Origin of the sequence: Listeria aquatica FSL S10-1188, from assembly GCF_000525795.1 — a bacterium.
Taxonomy (GTDB): domain Bacteria; phylum Bacillota; class Bacilli; order Lactobacillales; family Listeriaceae; genus Listeria; species Listeria aquatica.
This window is the reverse complement of the sequence record NZ_AOCG01000006.1, coordinates 1-16,014: the sequence shown is the minus strand read 5'-3', so window position 1 is coordinate 16,014 and position 16,014 is coordinate 1. Positions and strand designations below refer to the sequence as shown.

General features: G+C 39.6%; 12 protein-coding genes and 5 pseudogenes. 11 read left to right on the top strand and 6 right to left on the bottom strand.

Annotated features, from left to right (window positions below):
- Nucleotides 1-16: 16 nt before the first annotated feature.
- From MAQA_RS04010 to def, 3 genes and pseudogenes are all read right to left on the bottom strand, one after another.
- On the bottom strand, nucleotides 17-511 hold the full coding sequence (locus MAQA_RS04010; protein WP_036071628.1) for a MogA/MoaB family molybdenum cofactor biosynthesis protein: 495 nt from the start codon (nucleotides 509-511) through the stop codon (nucleotides 17-19).
- Between the two features lie 14 nt (nucleotides 512-525).
- The gene (locus MAQA_RS04005) at nucleotides 526-1,527 is read right to left on the bottom strand and encodes a ThiF family adenylyltransferase (RefSeq protein WP_036071625.1); all 1,002 of its coding nucleotides are present in this window, start codon (nucleotides 1,525-1,527) and stop codon (nucleotides 526-528) included.
- 65 nt (nucleotides 1,528-1,592) lie between these two features.
- A pseudogene (def, locus tag MAQA_RS04000) lies at nucleotides 1,593-2,146 on the bottom strand (peptide deformylase).
- A gap of 738 nt (nucleotides 2,147-2,884) precedes the next feature.
- Between def and pdhA the strand changes: the two are divergent.
- The 7 genes and pseudogenes from pdhA (at nucleotide 2,885) to MAQA_RS03965 (ending at nucleotide 9,555) form a co-directional block, all read left to right on the top strand.
- Entirely contained in the window at nucleotides 2,885-4,000 is a 1,116-nt protein-coding gene (gene pdhA, locus MAQA_RS03995) for a pyruvate dehydrogenase (acetyl-transferring) E1 component subunit alpha (protein ID WP_036072150.1), read from the top strand.
- Between the two features lie 2 nt (nucleotides 4,001-4,002).
- On the top strand, nucleotides 4,003-4,980 hold the full coding sequence (locus MAQA_RS03990) for an alpha-ketoacid dehydrogenase subunit beta (protein ID WP_036071622.1): 978 nt from the start codon (nucleotides 4,003-4,005) through the stop codon (nucleotides 4,978-4,980).
- A gap of 78 nt (nucleotides 4,981-5,058) precedes the next feature.
- On the top strand, nucleotides 5,059-6,675 hold the full coding sequence (locus tag MAQA_RS03985; protein WP_036071619.1) for a dihydrolipoyllysine-residue acetyltransferase: 1,617 nt from the start codon (nucleotides 5,059-5,061) through the stop codon (nucleotides 6,673-6,675).
- 4 nt (nucleotides 6,676-6,679) lie between these two features.
- A pseudogene (lpdA, locus tag MAQA_RS03980) lies at nucleotides 6,680-8,084 on the top strand (dihydrolipoyl dehydrogenase).
- A 182-nt stretch (nucleotides 8,085-8,266) separates the two neighbouring features.
- Nucleotides 8,267-8,518 (top strand): hypothetical protein, encoded by a 252-nt coding sequence (locus MAQA_RS03975; RefSeq protein ID WP_241463078.1) that lies wholly within the window; start codon nucleotides 8,267-8,269, stop codon nucleotides 8,516-8,518.
- 208 nt (nucleotides 8,519-8,726) lie between these two features.
- A pseudogene (locus tag MAQA_RS03970) lies at nucleotides 8,727-9,000 on the top strand (UPF0223 family protein).
- 21 nt (nucleotides 9,001-9,021) lie between these two features.
- Complete coding sequence (locus MAQA_RS03965; RefSeq protein ID WP_036071616.1) at nucleotides 9,022-9,555, top strand: DsbA family protein; 534 nt, start codon at nucleotides 9,022-9,024, stop codon at nucleotides 9,553-9,555.
- Between the two features lie 54 nt (nucleotides 9,556-9,609).
- Here the strand turns inward: MAQA_RS03965 and MAQA_RS03960 are convergent.
- Nucleotides 9,610-10,553, bottom strand: a pseudogene (locus tag MAQA_RS03960) (magnesium transporter CorA family protein).
- Between the two features lie 200 nt (nucleotides 10,554-10,753).
- Nucleotides 10,754-11,368: a YktB family protein gene (locus tag MAQA_RS03955; protein WP_036071614.1), complete on the bottom strand. Its 615-nt coding sequence runs from the start codon at nucleotides 11,366-11,368 to the stop codon at nucleotides 10,754-10,756.
- 178 nt (nucleotides 11,369-11,546) lie between these two features.
- Here MAQA_RS03955 and MAQA_RS03950 point away from each other — a divergent pair, with 178 nt between their 5' ends.
- The 3 genes and pseudogenes from MAQA_RS03950 to MAQA_RS03940 all read left to right on the top strand — a co-directional run bounded on the left by MAQA_RS03950 (nucleotide 11,547) and on the right by MAQA_RS03940 (nucleotide 15,446).
- Complete coding sequence (locus MAQA_RS03950) at nucleotides 11,547-12,299, top strand: inositol monophosphatase family protein (RefSeq protein ID WP_036072148.1); 753 nt, start codon at nucleotides 11,547-11,549, stop codon at nucleotides 12,297-12,299.
- Between the two features lie 221 nt (nucleotides 12,300-12,520).
- Nucleotides 12,521-14,360 (top strand): annotated as a pseudogene (gene typA / locus MAQA_RS03945) (translational GTPase TypA).
- A 216-nt stretch (nucleotides 14,361-14,576) separates the two neighbouring features.
- The gene (locus MAQA_RS03940) at nucleotides 14,577-15,446 is read left to right on the top strand and encodes a DUF5068 domain-containing protein (RefSeq protein WP_036071612.1); all 870 of its coding nucleotides are present in this window, start codon (nucleotides 14,577-14,579) and stop codon (nucleotides 15,444-15,446) included.
- A gap of 74 nt (nucleotides 15,447-15,520) precedes the next feature.
- Here MAQA_RS03940 and MAQA_RS03935 read toward each other — a convergent pair whose 3' ends face one another.
- Nucleotides 15,521-15,763: a YlaI family protein gene (locus MAQA_RS03935; RefSeq protein ID WP_036071609.1), complete on the bottom strand. Its 243-nt coding sequence runs from the start codon at nucleotides 15,761-15,763 to the stop codon at nucleotides 15,521-15,523.
- A gap of 163 nt (nucleotides 15,764-15,926) precedes the next feature.
- Here MAQA_RS03935 and MAQA_RS14370 point away from each other — a divergent pair.
- The coding region (locus MAQA_RS14370; protein WP_149023301.1) for a DUF1507 family protein at nucleotides 15,927-16,014 on the top strand (88 nt) is incomplete at its 3' end.

The window sequence follows — 16,014 nt, the reverse complement described above, 5'->3', positions numbered from 1 at the left end:
TTTTCTGAAGCGTTTTTTATAGTTGTTTTCTTCGCTCGGCAATTAAATGAGGTAGCTCAGGTAAAATCAAATTTTGCATGCCTGTTTGGACAGCGTTTTTTGAACCTGGCAAAGCGAAGAATAAACTATCCCGTTTGGTGAATCCGGCAAAAGCCCGAGATGCCATTGCCTTTGATCCGATTTCTTGATAGCTGATCATTCGAAACAACTCCCCAAACCCAGGAACCTCTTGCTCAATTTGTTGGAATAGGGCTTCAAAAGTTACATCCCGTTTCGAAATTCCTGTTCCCCCCGTTGAGATTAAGCAAGAAATTTGTTTTTCTTCTAGTCGCTTGAGAGCTAGGCGGATTTCATCAGCATCATCAGGGACAAGGACACGCTCTAAAACAGGATGCCCACTTGCTTCCAGTAATTCTTTAATCATCATTCCGCTAGCATCGGTTTCAAGTGTTCGGGTATCGCTGATTGTGAGTATCGCGCAGTCTACCTGTAAAACATTAGAATCGTGCAAAAAACAACTCCTCCTCAATTAAAAAAATGGTGGTAAGCTTTTTTAGCATCAGTCAAGTCACTCGTTCCATGGATGAGCACTCGACCATTTTTAAAGACAGAAAACGTATAAGCAAGAAACTCGAAAGTGAGGATAAATGGATTTTGACTGAATTCGATTTTCTCGGCTTGAAGTCGATTTATAATTTGTATAAATTCAGCACGCTTACGATCAGGAAGTCGAAACTGAACGGTATCTTTCCCACAAAGCGCGATTGGCTTTTCCGAAAAATTTATTTCAGGAGCGACTTTTGAACTGCAGGAAGGGCAATCCGACCTTTTGGCAACTTTTAGTGGCTGAAAGGTCATCGTCCAATTATCTAGTTGATAGAAAACGTTATATTCAAAGTGCTCATCCAAAAGTAGTCGAGTGAGCAATGAGACTTGAAATCCAGCAGTAATTGGAACAAGCGGTGCATGAACGCCAACTAATTCACAACTCGTTTCGTTCGTTTGCGGTGTTTCGCCAATTAAACAAGTTAGACAAGCAGAGTTTTGGCTTCGAACTGGAAATAAACTGGCGTATGTTCCTGCACAAGAAGTGTAGATCCACGGCAAATCATGTGTGTGGCAAAAGCTATTTAAAAAGCGCCTCGTTGTAAAGTTGTCGGTACAATCGAGGACTGCATCCACTTCGGAAGCATACTCAGAAAGGGTTTCAGCATTAGCATCGTCAATCACACTCTCGATTTGAACATGTTGATTGATGGCTTCAAGATGCTTTTTAGCAGCATAAGCTTTTGGAAGTTTATCGCGAACATCTTGTTCTGTAAAAAGCGTTTGCCGCTGCAAATTACTCCACTCAACGAAGTCACGGTCAATCAAAATGAGTTTTTTAAATCCCATTCGAGTGGCAAGTTCTGCCGCGTAACTTCCAAGCGCCCCAACCCCGACAATTAAAAGGGTAGTTTGCATAATTTTCTTTTGACCATCCGTGCCGATTTGACGGACACGCATTTGGCGATCGTAGCGATCCATTTTGATCCTCCTTTACTCAAAAAAGATGCCCACTTTCGTTTTAAAAGGGGCATCCTGTGGATAAGTTAACCTAATACATCGACATCTGGTGGCAGATAGGAAGGATTGTTCTTGTTGATGTGATCGTAAAACATGATGCCATTCAAATGATCAATTTCGTGTTGAACAACAATCGCTGGGTATTCTCGTAACCGGAGCTTAATAGGGTTTCCGTCCTCATCAAAAGCTTCAACTGTGATGCGTTCATTTCGAACAACATAACCCGGCACCTCTCGATCAACCGATAAGCAACCTTCTCCGCCAGCAAGGCAAGCTTCCTGTACAGAATAACTTTTAATTTTAGGATTATAAAGGACATAACTATAAAGTTTTTCTTTATCATCATGAACATGAACAGCAATGATTCGTTTCGTTACAGCAAGTTGGGGAGCAGCTAAGCCAACGCCTCCACGAAGACCATACTTTTCAGCAATCTCTTCGTCTTGACTGTTTTTTTAAAAAAAGTAAGCATGTCTCGCCCTAATTGTTTTTCTTCTTCCGTTAAAGGAAAAGTCACTTCTTTAGCTACTTCTCGAAGTGCAGGATGACCTTCCCGGACAATATCTTTCATTAAAATCATTTTTTTCGCCTCTCCTGTTTTTGTTCTCTTCCTATTGTAACAAAAGTTTTAAAAAAAAAGGAATGAATTGCTTTGCGCTGGAACAGTTTCTTTTTTTTTTTAGATTAAATCCGAACGATTGGGAGGATTTAAACTTTTATATTCGTTTTCATTGTTTTGATTAAATCTAATTAGTTTGTGATTTCACAAACTATATTATTTTCCTTTGATTTTTTCATAAAGGGGTGTAATAACATGAGGATTTCAATATTATATAACAGGTGGATTTGGTGTGTCAGGATTTTAGTACAGAAGATGAAAAACGAATAATCTAAGTGATACAGCGATTGTAAGCGATAAAAAAAGCGGATTCATTATATTGACTTCAATTGAATACTAGTGTAAATTAAAAGAGAAGGTTAGTGTGTTACTAAGGTTTGGAATGGAAAATAAAACAGTTAATTTTTTCTTTTGAAAAGAGAGGTTTGCTCAGTTTGTGAATGAACACTATTCAATTCAATATGAAAAGACCCCAACTCATAATTAACTGTAGCCCGATAAATCAGTGCGATAGAAGGAGGATTCCTCAGGTTTAGCCGCAAAGTGGATGCAATCAGGAAAATTTCTTCTATATTATTATGGATTCTCAATCTTTGTAGTGCATAATCAGGTTTTGCAAAAGAGTGTTTCGGGAATGTGAATGATGGCGCATTCATTTTTTCGATTACGAATTTTTCTAACGAAAGGACGATGTACGTAATGGCTTCTAAAACGAAGAAGGCAATAGTTGATGTGAAAAAGCAATTCGATGCGATTTCCAAGCAATTTGAAATGGTTCAAATTCTAAATGAAAAAGGAGAAGTGGTGAATCCTGATTTAATGCCAGATTTGACTGATGAACAACTGGTTGAACTGATGACACGTATGGTTTGGACTCGTGTTCTTGATCAAAGATCGATCTCGTTAAATCGTCAAGGCCGTTTAGGATTTTATGCACCAACAGCTGGACAAGAAGCTTCTCAACTCGCAAGCCAATATGCGCTTCAAAAAGAAGATTATATTCTTCCCGGCTACCGTGATGTACCACAAATGATTTGGCACGGTTTACCACTAACAAAAGCATTCTTGTTCTCTCGTGGACACTTTGTTGGTAACCAATTACCAGAAAATCTGCATGTACTTCCTCCTCAAATTATTATTGGGGCACAAATTGTACAAACAGCAGGTGTGGCACTTGGACTTAAAAAACATAAAAAAGATGCGGTGGCAATCACTTATACAGGTGATGGCGGCTCATCACAAGGGGATTTCTATGAAGGTATGAACTTTGCTGGTGCTTTCCATGCTCCTGCCATTTTTGTTGTCCAAAATAACCAATTTGCGATTTCAACACCTCGTGAAAAACAAACAGCTGCTCCAACGCTTGCTCAAAAAGCTGCTGCAACAGGAATTGTGGGTATTCAAGTAGATGGAATGGATCCACTTGCAGTTTATGCGGCAACTAAGTTCGCTCGTGAACGGGGTGTGAGTGGAGAGGGCCCTACTTTAATTGAAACAATGACTTACCGTTATGGTCCACATACACTTTCTGGAGATGATCCAACTCGTTACCGTACGAAGGAACTTGACGGTGAATGGGAACTTAAAGATCCAATCGTTCGTTTCCGTGCTTTCCTTGAAGGAAAAGGCTTATGGAATGAAGAAAAAGAAAACGAAGTGATTGATCGTGCGAAAGAAGAAATCAAACAAGCCATTAAAGAAGCAGACGCGATACCAAAACAAAAAGTAACGGATCTGCTTAAAAATATGTATGAAGTTCCAACAGCCAACGTAAAAGAACAATTGGCAATTTATGAAGCGAAGGAGTCGAAATAATCATGGCGCAAAAAACAATGATTCAAGCGATTACAGATGCGCTTGCAGTTGAACTTAAAAACGATGAAAACGTCTTGGTTTTTGGAGAGGACGTAGGTAAAAACGGTGGGGTATTCCGTGCAACTGAAGGGTTGCAAGATGAATTCGGTGAAGATCGTGTTTTTGATACACCGCTTGCTGAATCAGGAATTGGCGGTTTAGCAATTGGTCTTGCTCTTGAAGGCTTCCGTCCTGTACCTGAAATTCAGTTCTTTGGCTTCGTTTTTGAAGTAATGGATTCCGTAGCTGGTCAAATGGCTCGTCTTCGCTACCGTACTGGTGGAACTCGAAATGCACCGATTACAATTCGTGCACCATTTGGTGGTGGTGTTCATACGCCTGAACTTCACGCTGACAATTTAGAAGGTTTGATGGCGCAATCACCTGGTCTTAAAGTGATCATCCCATCAACTCCTTACGATGCAAAAGGATTACTCATTTCGGCAATTCGTGACAACGATCCAGTCGTGTTCCTTGAACACATGAAACTTTATCGTTCTTTCCGTGAAGAAGTTCCAGAAGGTGAATACACAGTTGAAATCGGAAAAGCTGCTGTTCGCCGTGAGGGAACAGATGTGACGATTATTTCTTACGGTGCAATGGTTCAAGAATCGATCAAAGCAGCTGAAGCACTTGAAAAAGAAGGGATTTCTGCTGAAGTGATTGATCTTCGTACAATTAGCCCATTAGATACAGATACCATTATTGCTTCTGTTAAGAAAACAAATCGTGTGGTCATGGTTCAAGAAGCTCAAAAACAAGGTGGAGTGGCTGCTAATGTGATTGCTGAAATCAATGATCGCGCTATTCTTTCTCTTGAAGCACCTGTTATGCGTGTAAATGCTCCTGATAGCATTTTCCCGTTCTCGCAAGCAGAAACTGTTTGGCTTCCAAACCATAACGATATCATTGAACGAGTGAAAGAAGTTCTAGCATTTTAATTGAAAGAATTGGTCAAAAGGCTTTTTTAAAGCCTTTTGACTTTTGGATAAACGACTAAAACAGGAGGCTTAATTAGAATGGCATATTCATTTAAATTACCGGATATTGGTGAAGGTATCCACGAAGGCGAAATCGTTAAATGGTTTGTAAAACCGGGCGATAAAATCGAAGAAGACGAGTCTTTATTCGAAGTGCAAAATGATAAATCGGTCGAAGAAATCACTTCGCCTGTTTCAGGTACGATTAAAGAAATTAAAGTAGCTGAAGGAGAAGTCGCGACTGTTGGACAAGTTCTTGTCACTTTTGATGGAGTAGAAGGTCACGAGAATGACGCTGAAGAACAAGCAGCACCTGCCGAAGCAAAAACAGAAGCTGCTAGTGGTGGCGGTAAAGGAATCTTTGAATTTAAACTTCCAGATATCGGTGAAGGGATTCATGAAGGCGAAATCGTTAAATGGTTTGTAAAACCTGGCGATCAAGTTGAAGAAGATCAAGCCATTTTTGAAGTGCAAAACGATAAATCGGTTGAAGAAATCACATCTCCAGTTGATGGAACGGTTAAAGATATTTTAGTTGACGAAGGAACAGTCGCGACTGTTGGACAAGTTCTTGTCACTTTTCTAGGGGACTTTGAAGGTGCTGAAAGTAGTAGTGCGGCCCCTGCAGCTGCAGAAGAAAAAGCGGCGGCACCCGAAGTTGCAAATATTGCGGCTACTCCAGCTACTGGTGGAAACGGTGTTCCGTCCGTTCAAAAAGATCCAAATGGACTTGTGATTGCAATGCCATCTGTTCGCAAATATGCACGTGAAAAAGGCGTAAATATTCGCGAAGTTGCGGGTTCTGGTAAAAATAACCGTATCTTAAAAGCGGACGTAGATGCTTATCTAAACGGAGAACAACCGGCACAAGCGGCCACTTCTGCAAGTGAACCAACAAAAGCAGAAGCAACTCCACAAGCAGCGAAAAAACCAGTTCCTGCTGCAGGTGAGGAATTCCCAGAAACACGTGAAAAACTTACACCGACTCGTCGTGCGATTGCAAAAGCAATGACAAATTCGAAACATACAGCACCGCACGTTACGTTAATGGATGAAATTGAAGTTTCAGCCCTTATGGCGCACAGAAAACGTTTCAAAGAAGTGGCGCTTGAAAAAGGCATTAAACTTACTTTCTTGCCATATATTGTAAAAGCGCTTGTAGCAACTTTGAAAGAGTTCCCAGTGCTTAATACAACGATGGATGATGCAACTGAAGAATTGATCTATAAACATTATTACAACATCGGAATTGCAGCTGATACGGATCACGGTTTATATGTACCGGTTGTAAAACATGCAGACATGAAATCAGTGTTCACTATTTCTGATGAAATCAACGAATTAGCTGGAAAAGCACGCGACGGAAAACTTACTGCTGATGAAATGAAACATGGTTCAGCAACGATTTCGAACATTGGTTCTGCCGGTGGACAATGGTTCACACCAGTTATCAACTATCCAGAAGTGGCGATCTTAGGAGTAGGACGTATTGCTGAAAAAGCGATTGTTCAAGATGGCGAAATTGTAGCAGCACCAGTCTTAGCACTTTCTCTAAGCTTTGACCACCGTGTTGTTGACGGTGCAACAGCTCAAAAAGCGATGAACAATATCAAACGTTTACTGAACGACCCAGAATTATTACTAATGGAGGCGTAAAATAATGGTTGTAGGAGATTTTCCAGAAGAAAGAGATACAATAGTTATCGGTGCTGGCCCTGGTGGTTATGTAGCTGCAATTCGTGCTGCACAACTTGGACAAAAAGTAACGATTATTGAAAAAGAATATTACGGCGGCGTATGTTTAAACGTTGGCTGTATTCCTTCAAAAGCATTGATCACAATCGGTCATCGCTTTGAAGAAGCTCGTTTTTCCGAACACATGGGTGTGAAAGCAAAAGAAGTAGACCTTGATTTCACAAAAGCACAAGAGTGGAAAGGCGGCGTTGTTAACAAATTAACAACAGGTGTTAAAGGTCTTCTTAAAAAGAATAAAGTGGAAATGGTGAGCGGGGAAGCGTTCTTTGTGGATGAACATTCACTTCGTGTTATTCATGAAGACTCTGCACAAACGTATACCTTTAATAATGTCATTATTGCTACGGGATCTCGTCCAATTGAAATTCCAGGTTTTAAATATGGTAAACGTGTCTTGAATTCAACTGGCGCACTGGCACTTCAAGAAGTTCCTAAAAAACTAGTCGTTATTGGTGGCGGATATATTGGAACTGAACTTGGCGGAGCTTTTGCAAATCTTGGTACAGAACTAACTATTTTAGAAGGTGGCCCAGAAATTCTGCCAACGTATGAAAAAGACATGGTTTCACTTGTAAAACGTAGCTTGAAGAACAAAAACGTTGAAATCGTTACAAAAGCACTTGCTAAATCTGCAGAAGAAACAGAAGATGGCGTGAAAGTAACCTATGAAGCGAACGGTGAAACACACACAATTGATGCTGATTACGTGCTTGTCACTGTTGGTCGTCGTCCGAATACAGATGAAATTGGGCTGGAACAACTTGGTGTGAAAGTTTCAGAACGCGGTTTAATTGAAGTGGACAAACAAGGTCGGACAAATATTCCAAATGTATTTGCGATTGGCGATATCGTTCCTGGTGTTCCACTTGCACATAAAGCAAGTTATGAAGCAAAAGTTGCTGCAGAAGCAATTGCTGGTGAAAAAGTGGAAAACGATTATACTGTACTTCCAGCTGTCGTATTTAGTGATCCAGAACTTGCATCTGTTGGTATGACTGAAAAAGAAAGCGAAAGAAAAAGGTATCGACGTAAAAGCATCGAAATTCCCACTTGGTGGAAATGGACGTGCCTTGTCACTTGATGCTCCAGAAGGTTTTGTTCGTCTTGTTACGCGTAAAGAAGATGGACTTGTTCTTGGCGCTCAAGTAGCCGGAATCAACGCATCCGATATCATTTCTGAAATTGGACTTGCCATTGAAACAGGCGTTACAGCAGAGGATATCGCACTTACGATCCACGCGCATCCATCGCTTGGTGAACTAACAATGGAAGCAGCCGAGTTAGCTCTTGGTCGCCCAATTCACATTTAAAGTCAAATACGCTGTTTACATGTTTGTAAACAGCGTATTTTTTTGCTAGAATGAGAGTGCGAAGGAGAAGCACTTATTTCATAAAATCCAATAAGAATCCAGGTGTTAAAAAATGGAGAGACAATTTCATATTCCGCGTTTTTTTATTTGTCATCTTGATGATCTTAACAGGCGGTTTATTCGTGCTCACACTGATCAATTTTGGTGTCGGTTTTATTCATGAAATGCATGCGACAGATGGTTGGCGTGCAGTAGTTCGCATTATCATGACACCATTTACTAATCCCGTCATCGCACTTCCAATTGCTAGTGTTTTCTTGCGTTACAGTATCGTTTTCGTTTTACAATATCTCATGCCCGTTTTGTTTTTTATCGGTCTCCATTTTGCGAGGATCGATTATATGGAACGACATGCAGAAGCGCACAGCTATTAATAACAAGGGGGACTTCAGTTACAAGAAAACTGAAGTTTTTTTATGGCGTGAAGCGCATTTTTTGAAAACGAAAATAGGAACATGCTAAAATAGATCTAAGGAATGAAAGCTAGAAACAGCAAGATTCCCTCCAGAAAATGAGGGGAGAAGCTCGTTTTAAAAAGACTGCTTTCGGATTTTAGAAGTCTTCCGAGAGGAATGAAAAAAAATGAATTATAGCTATCCATTAAATATGGACTGGTCGAAAGAAGAAATTGTTACTGTAATTCGATATTTTGAGTCGATTGAAAAAGCATATGAGTCAGGGATTGACGTACAGGAACTAAAAAAAACGCTATCGTGATTATAAGCAAGTTGTGCCTTCCATTGGAGAAGAAAAACAGCTTGGAAAAGAATTTGAAGCGGTAAGCGGCTATTCGCCTTATCAAGTTATGAAACTCGTAAAAAATACAACGACTAGTACAATCAAGATGCGACCTTAATAAAAAGAGGAGGAATTTGAAATGGATATCAGTCAAATTAAAGCGGCGGAAGTAAAACCAGAAGTAGGCATTCATCTTACAAGAAGTGAGAATGCCAAAGTGAAAGTCATGTCCTTTATTAATTTGCGTTGCCCGTATTGCAAAAAATGGCATGAGGAATCACGAGATGTCTTGTCGAGGTTTATCGAAGAAGGCAAAATAGAGCTGATCATCAAACCGTTTGATAAAGAAAAAGAATCCTTACAACGTGGTAATGTAACCCATCGCTATTTAAATTATGATGCGCCGTTTGAATCGCTACAAGCGATAGATAAGATTTTCGAAACACAAGAAGAGTGGGGAAGCTTGTCACTGGATGAAGTTGCGCAATATATGGAAACAAAACTAGGCCTGAGCGAACAAAACAACCAAGAAGCAACAAAAACCATTATTGAAGAAGCAGGACGTGCAAATGTGACGCTTGTGCCAACTGTTGTTGTAGGTGAGCATATTTTTGATGAACATATCACACCAGATGAACTCACTGCACTTCTTAATGAAGAATTTGGTAAATAAAAAAAAGCTGTGTGCGCGTAAAAATCGTGCATACAGCTTTTTTTTATTTGGCTTTTAAAAGAACTTGCGGCGCCAAAAAACGAAGGCAAGCGTACCGGCGATACCGAAAGAAATGCCGAGAGTTAAAACCCAAGCAAGAGGCATGTGCATAAACGGTAAATCTACGTTCATCCCGTAAAAGCTAAAGACCATCGTAGGAATCGTTAAAATAATGGTGAAAGAAGTTAAGAACTTCATCACAATATTCATGTTGTTAGAAATAATCGAAGCGTAAGCATCCATCATTCCGCTTAAGATATTGGAATGAACTTCTGCCATTTCAATTCCTTGTCGATTTTCGATGATTACATCTTCCAGCAAGTCCTGATCTTCTTCGTACATTTTGACAATGTTTTGACGCATCATTTTATCAAGCACAAGCTTGTTTGACTTTAAGGCAGTGACAAAATAAACTAGACTTTTCTCGATCCCCATGAGGTCGTAAAGTTGTTTATTTTTCATGGATTCGTGCAGTTCTTTTTCAATTTCATCCGTTTGACGATTCAAGCGTTTCAAGTGACGCAAGAATTGCGTTGAAATTAAATACAAAATCTGCAAAGCAAAACGTGTTTTCATGTGCGTATAAAAGCCCTTGATTCGGCGTTTAACAAAAGACTGGATGATGGAACTATCAATTGTACAAATGGTAATAAAATAATCTTTTGTCAAAATAATTCCCATCGGAACCGTTTCAAACGAAGCATAATGGATATCATCTTCATCCGCAACTGGAAAGTCACAAATGATTAAAACAGAATCCGTGTCATCATCCGTTCAATCCGGGCGCTTTCATCTTTATCGAGTGAGTCTTCCAAGAATTCGAGTGGAATTTGATATTCTTCTGCAACTTGATTAATTTCTTCTGATGTTGGGGCTACAATATTCACCCAAGCATTGCGTTCAGGCATTTCTAGCTCTTCAAGTTTCCCGTCCGCATTTGATTTGAAAATTTGGTGCATCGCTAAAACCTCCTCAATCTTTTCATTTAAGCAGGTACATCGCACCTCGGAGATAACCTAAGGCAAAATGGACCAGCTTCTTTAAACTTCGATGCGGATCTGGTTCACTCGGTTTTCGGTTCATTTTTTCCATTAGATTATTCACTCCCTTTCGTATTCAACTCTACCATTATAACGGCTTTAAGCCTATTTGTACATGGTTATTTTATGGCAAGTCGGTAGAGCGGTAAAAGATGATCAAAAATGGTTTCTACTTCCAGTAAAAAGCTGTCGAGGGATTGCAAAATGGGGTCGTTTTCTTGGTAAACTTTACCAACAAGAAATTCTCCTTTTTTTACATCACGAAATCGGACAAGCGTGTCTTCGAGTGATTTTTCTTGAAGTGGAAAATAATCAGGGATGGTGTGATCTTTTGAAAGGCTATAGTTGTTTGCTGATAGCTTTTTGAACAATTTTTCTTGCTTTAAAAAACGTTCTGCAATTTTTTGACGTTCTTTGTTTTCATAAATAAAAGCGAGCCAGACAAAAACATGATCCTCGAATAGTCCCACCTGAAAGTGAGGGTGTTTTTTGTAGCCGCGCTTATCATTAGCGATGGCAAGCCAAGTGCTTTCTGGTGGATTTACAGAGCGGCGTGCGTGTTTTGCGATATGTAGAAACATCTCGGTTCCAAGCTCTAGGCTAAGAAATGAAGTAAGTGTTTCTCCGAGTTGTTGAAATTTTGGCTGGATTTCTGTTTGAATGGCCTCCATCCGTGCGTCAAGCCCAGGTTGTTTCATCGCTTTAAAATCCTTTTTTGAAAAAGCTTCGGTCATTTTTAATTCCTCCCAGTTTGAAATCGTGCTCACCCTTTCATTATATAAAAGAACAACTGGCAAGGCAAAGCAACTGGCTTTCTTCACAAGTAGAGATGTGCTGTGCTAAAATGAGGATAACAAATTGAAGGAGCGGGATCATGTGAATAAGCAAGAAATAGTGGAAGAGGCAAAAGAAATGATGAAAGTTTTTCTCATGGAGGCTAAACAATATATAGAAGCTTCGTTTGAAAAAGAGCTATGGATCGAAACGAAATCTAGTCGGAATGATTTGGTGACAGAGGTCGATCAATATATAGAAGCGCTTTTTACACGTTATTTGAAGCAATATTTCCCGTCACACCGGATCTTTGGCGAGGAAAACGCTGAACATAAAGTAGAGTCACTTGAAGGTGCCGTTTGGATTATTGACCCAATCGATGGAACGCTCAATTTTGTGGAACAAAAGCGCGATTTTGCGATTTCTATAGCTTTATATATGGATGGAATTGGCGAATACGGGATTGTTTATGACGTTGAAAAAGATGATTTGTATGTGGGAGAAAAAGGAAAGGGAGCGACCTTAAATGGACGTGAAATCCGAAAAGTAAGCGATAGGCGTGGTGTGGCAGATAGCCTTCTTATTGCAAACTTAAGCGCGGTGAACCTCTATCCAAAATTAAAAGAGGCAATCCGAGTTTCTCGCGGTTTACGTCTTTACGGAGCTGCGTCACTTGAATTTATGGCAGTTGCGACAGAGCGCGCCGGTGCTTATCTTGCAGCGAATCTCGCGCCATGGGATGTTGCAGCTTCAAAAATCATTGCTGAAGAACTTGGATGTATCGTTTCAAGGCTTTCTGGAGAAGAAATTGATATGCTTGAAAAAGGAACTTCAGTTGTTGCCCTTCCAAAGGTGTACCAAGAACTTCAAAATTTATATCTAAAGAAATGAAAAAATTGCTTTTCTGAAAACAAATGTGTGTTTTCTTTCATCAAGTTGTGTTATAATAGGTGAGTTGAATTTAACGGATCGATCGGCTGCAAGAGGAAAATAATCGTTATTTTCCTCTTTATTTAGGCTCTAATGCAGTTTTGATCTTGACAATAGAAGTTTTAGGATCAGCTTTTCGTTTGAAAACGACTGAAAGCCTATTTTTAGGAGGAAACTAGAAAGTGAAATTAAGAGAAGATATTCGTAATATTGCAATCATTGCGCACGTTGACCATGGTAAAACAACGCTTGTGGATGAATTGTTGAAACAGTCTGGAACATTCCGTTCCAATGAACATGTGGATGAGCGTGCGATGGACAGTAATGACCTTGAAAGAGAACGCGGCATCACAATTTTAGCGAAAAATACAGCAATTGATTATGAAGGTGTACGTGTAAATATCATGGATACACCTGGACACGCCGACTTTGGTGGAGAAGTAGAACGAATCATGAAAATGGTTGATGGGGGTTTTGCTTGTCGTAGATGCTTATGAAGGAACAATGCCGCAAACGCGTTTTGTACTAAAAAAAGCGCTAGAGCAAAACTTAACACCTATTGTTGTTGTGAATAAAATTGACCGTGATTTTGCTCGTCCAGAGGAAGTTGTCGATGAAGTATTGGAACTTTTCATTGAGCTTGGAGCTAATGATGACCAGCTTGAATTCCCGGTGATTTATGCTTCTGCAATTAATGGAACTTCAAGCATGGATTCTGATCCAGCAAATCAAGAAGCTACCATGAAGCCTTTACTGGATACGATCATTGAACATATTCCAGCGCCAGTTGATAATAGCGATGAGCCGTTACAATTCCAAGTATCACTTCTTGATTATAATGATTATGTGGGTCGTATCGGAATTGGCCGTATTTTCCGCGGAACAATGCATGTAGGACAAACGGTTGCACTTATGAAATTAGATGGCTCGGTCAAACAATTCCGGGTAACGAAAATGTTTGGTTTCTTCGGCTTGAAACGAGTTGAAATTGAAGAAGCAAAAGCAGGCGATTTGGTGGCTCTTTCTGGAATGGAAGACATCTTCGTTGGTGAAACGGTAACGCCGTTTGAACATCAAGATAAACTCCCAGTACTCCGGATTGATGAACCAACGCTACAAATGACATTTGTAACGAATAACAGTCCGTTTGCTGGACGTGAAGGGAAGCACGTGACAAGTCGTAAAATTGAAGAACGTTTGATGGCTGAGCTTCAAACGGATGTATCGCTACGTGTGGAACCAACGAATTCTCCAGATGCTTGGACAGTTTCTGGACGCGGTGAGTTACATTTGTCGATTTTAATTGAAACGATGCGTCGTGAAGGGTATGAACTTCAAGTTTCAAAACCAGAAGTGATCATTCGTGAAATTGATGGTGTGAAATCAGAGCCCGTTGAAGATGTGCAAATTGATACACCAGAAGAATTTATGGGAGCTGTCATTGAATCTATCAGTCAACGTAAAGGTGAAATGCAAAACATGATCAATGATGGAAATGGGCAAGTGCGTCTCCAATTTAAAGTGCCTGCACGTGGACTGATTGGTTATACGACGGATTTCCTATCCATGACACGTGGATACGGAATCATTAACCATACGTTCCTTGATTATGAACCAATGCAAACAGGGCGCGTTGGTGGACGCCGTAATGGAGCTCTTGTTTCAATGGAAACTGGAAAGACAACCACTTACGGAATCATGCAAGTCGAAGACCGTGGAACAATTTTTGTAGAGCCGGGAACAGAAATCTATGAAGGTATGATCGTTGGTGAAAATAGCCGTGAAAATGATATCGCGGTTAACATTACAAAAGCGAAACAAATGACCAATGTTCGTTCGGCGACGAAAGATCAAACGAATGTGATCAAGCGCCCACGCCATTTGTCCCTTGAAGAATCGCTTGAATTCTTGAATGATGACGAGTATTGTGAAATAACGCCTGAAAATGTTCGCCTACGTAAAAAGATTTTGAACAAGAATGAACGTGAAAAAGCAGCAAAACGTAAAAAAAGCGCAGAATGATTGATAAAGACGATATAGCCTTTGTGCTGTATCGTCTTTATTTGTATCAAAATCTGGTTTTTGGTATATTGAATGTATAAAAAAATAAGTTGATAAGGAGTAACCGAAAAAGGGGGATTTTTTTTAGGCTTGTTTTTTTAAAAGAAATGTTTGTAACATAATTGTAATGTTGGGAGATTTCTGTTATAGTAAAAGTATCAGGAAGGAGTGTGTACGATGAAAAAGTGGTTAAGTGCCATGATGATTTTGATGGTAGCCCTTTTTGTTGTAGCTTGTGGTTCCGATAAATCTGCTGACAAAGAGAAAAAAGAAGAGAGCAAGCAGGAACAAAAAGCTGAGAAAAAGGATAAGAAACCAAAGGAAAAAAGTGACGAGAAAGAGTCAAGTACAGCTAAATCTAATGAGGAAAAAGCTAATGATTCTTCGTCCGAGAGTAAAGATGCAACAACGAAAGAGGATACGAATAAATCGGAACCATCAACAAATACAAATGAATCTAAGAGCAGTAAACAAACTCCAGTCAAACAAACGATCGCAGCTCCTCAGATTTCAAAAAGTGCTTTTATGGTATCGAATGTTGAACCAATCACAGGAGGTAAGGTGACAACAGTTTATGGCAGTTATTCACCAACTTTTATCAAAGATTTTGGTTCGCTGACAATTCGTGTGAATCAATATAAGGTGGAAAAAGTAGAAAAACCAACGAAGAAAATCGACCAGTATTCCCCAGAAAGTTCGATTCAAAATGGCGGTTATGTAGTGACGATTGATTTTTCCATCTTTAACCAAATAAATGAGAATTTGACATATAAGCCTGAACAAATCAGTTTAGCTGGGAATTCTTCTGTTACAGGAGGAAGCTTAGATAACTTTGTACCTGCTAAATACAAAATTAAAGGTAGCACAAGCGATCCTTACGTATTTGCTCCAGGGAAAACGGCTGAAGGTTTTGTCACTTATATTTTAGATGATGCTAAATTTGAAGACTTGAAATCCAATCCTCGTCTAGCAGTTCCAAATCCGAGCAAAATGGATAACAAAGCTGTAAAAGGCGACGATGAAATTGCAACTTTTAAAGTCCAATAATAAAAAGCTTGGAATCGAAGGAATTTACAAGAAATAATTATTCTTGTAATTCATCACTTCGTTCCAAGCTTTTTTTATTCTGCGTTTTCTTTTTCCCTAGCTTCAACTTCACGTTTTAACTGGCTGAAGGGTTTGGTAAATGATTTATTGAATCGGAATTTTCCAGAATTAATGCGCTCCATTGTTTTTATGGCAATACGGTGATCGCACTCAGGACATAGATATAACCGAATGGGTTTATTTCTCAATCGCTTTGTTTTGAAATCGCGATCATCTAGTTCATTGACAGTTCCACATAAAATACAAGTTGCTTTCATTCTTATCACCTCGATGTTTTTATTATAACATGTTTTGAAAATCAAGGAAAAGGATGATTTTATGAATAGAAAGCATTTGCAGACTGTTTTTTTTTATGCTATACTTTTAGGTATAGAAAGAGTAGATTAAGCGTTTATCGCGTACGACAGGGGGTCATCTGTGATGGATCAAACGGATCATCGGAATCAGGCGGTGGAGTTACTAAAAGAAGATGCGAAGCGAATACTACAGCTCATTAAAGTTCAGATGG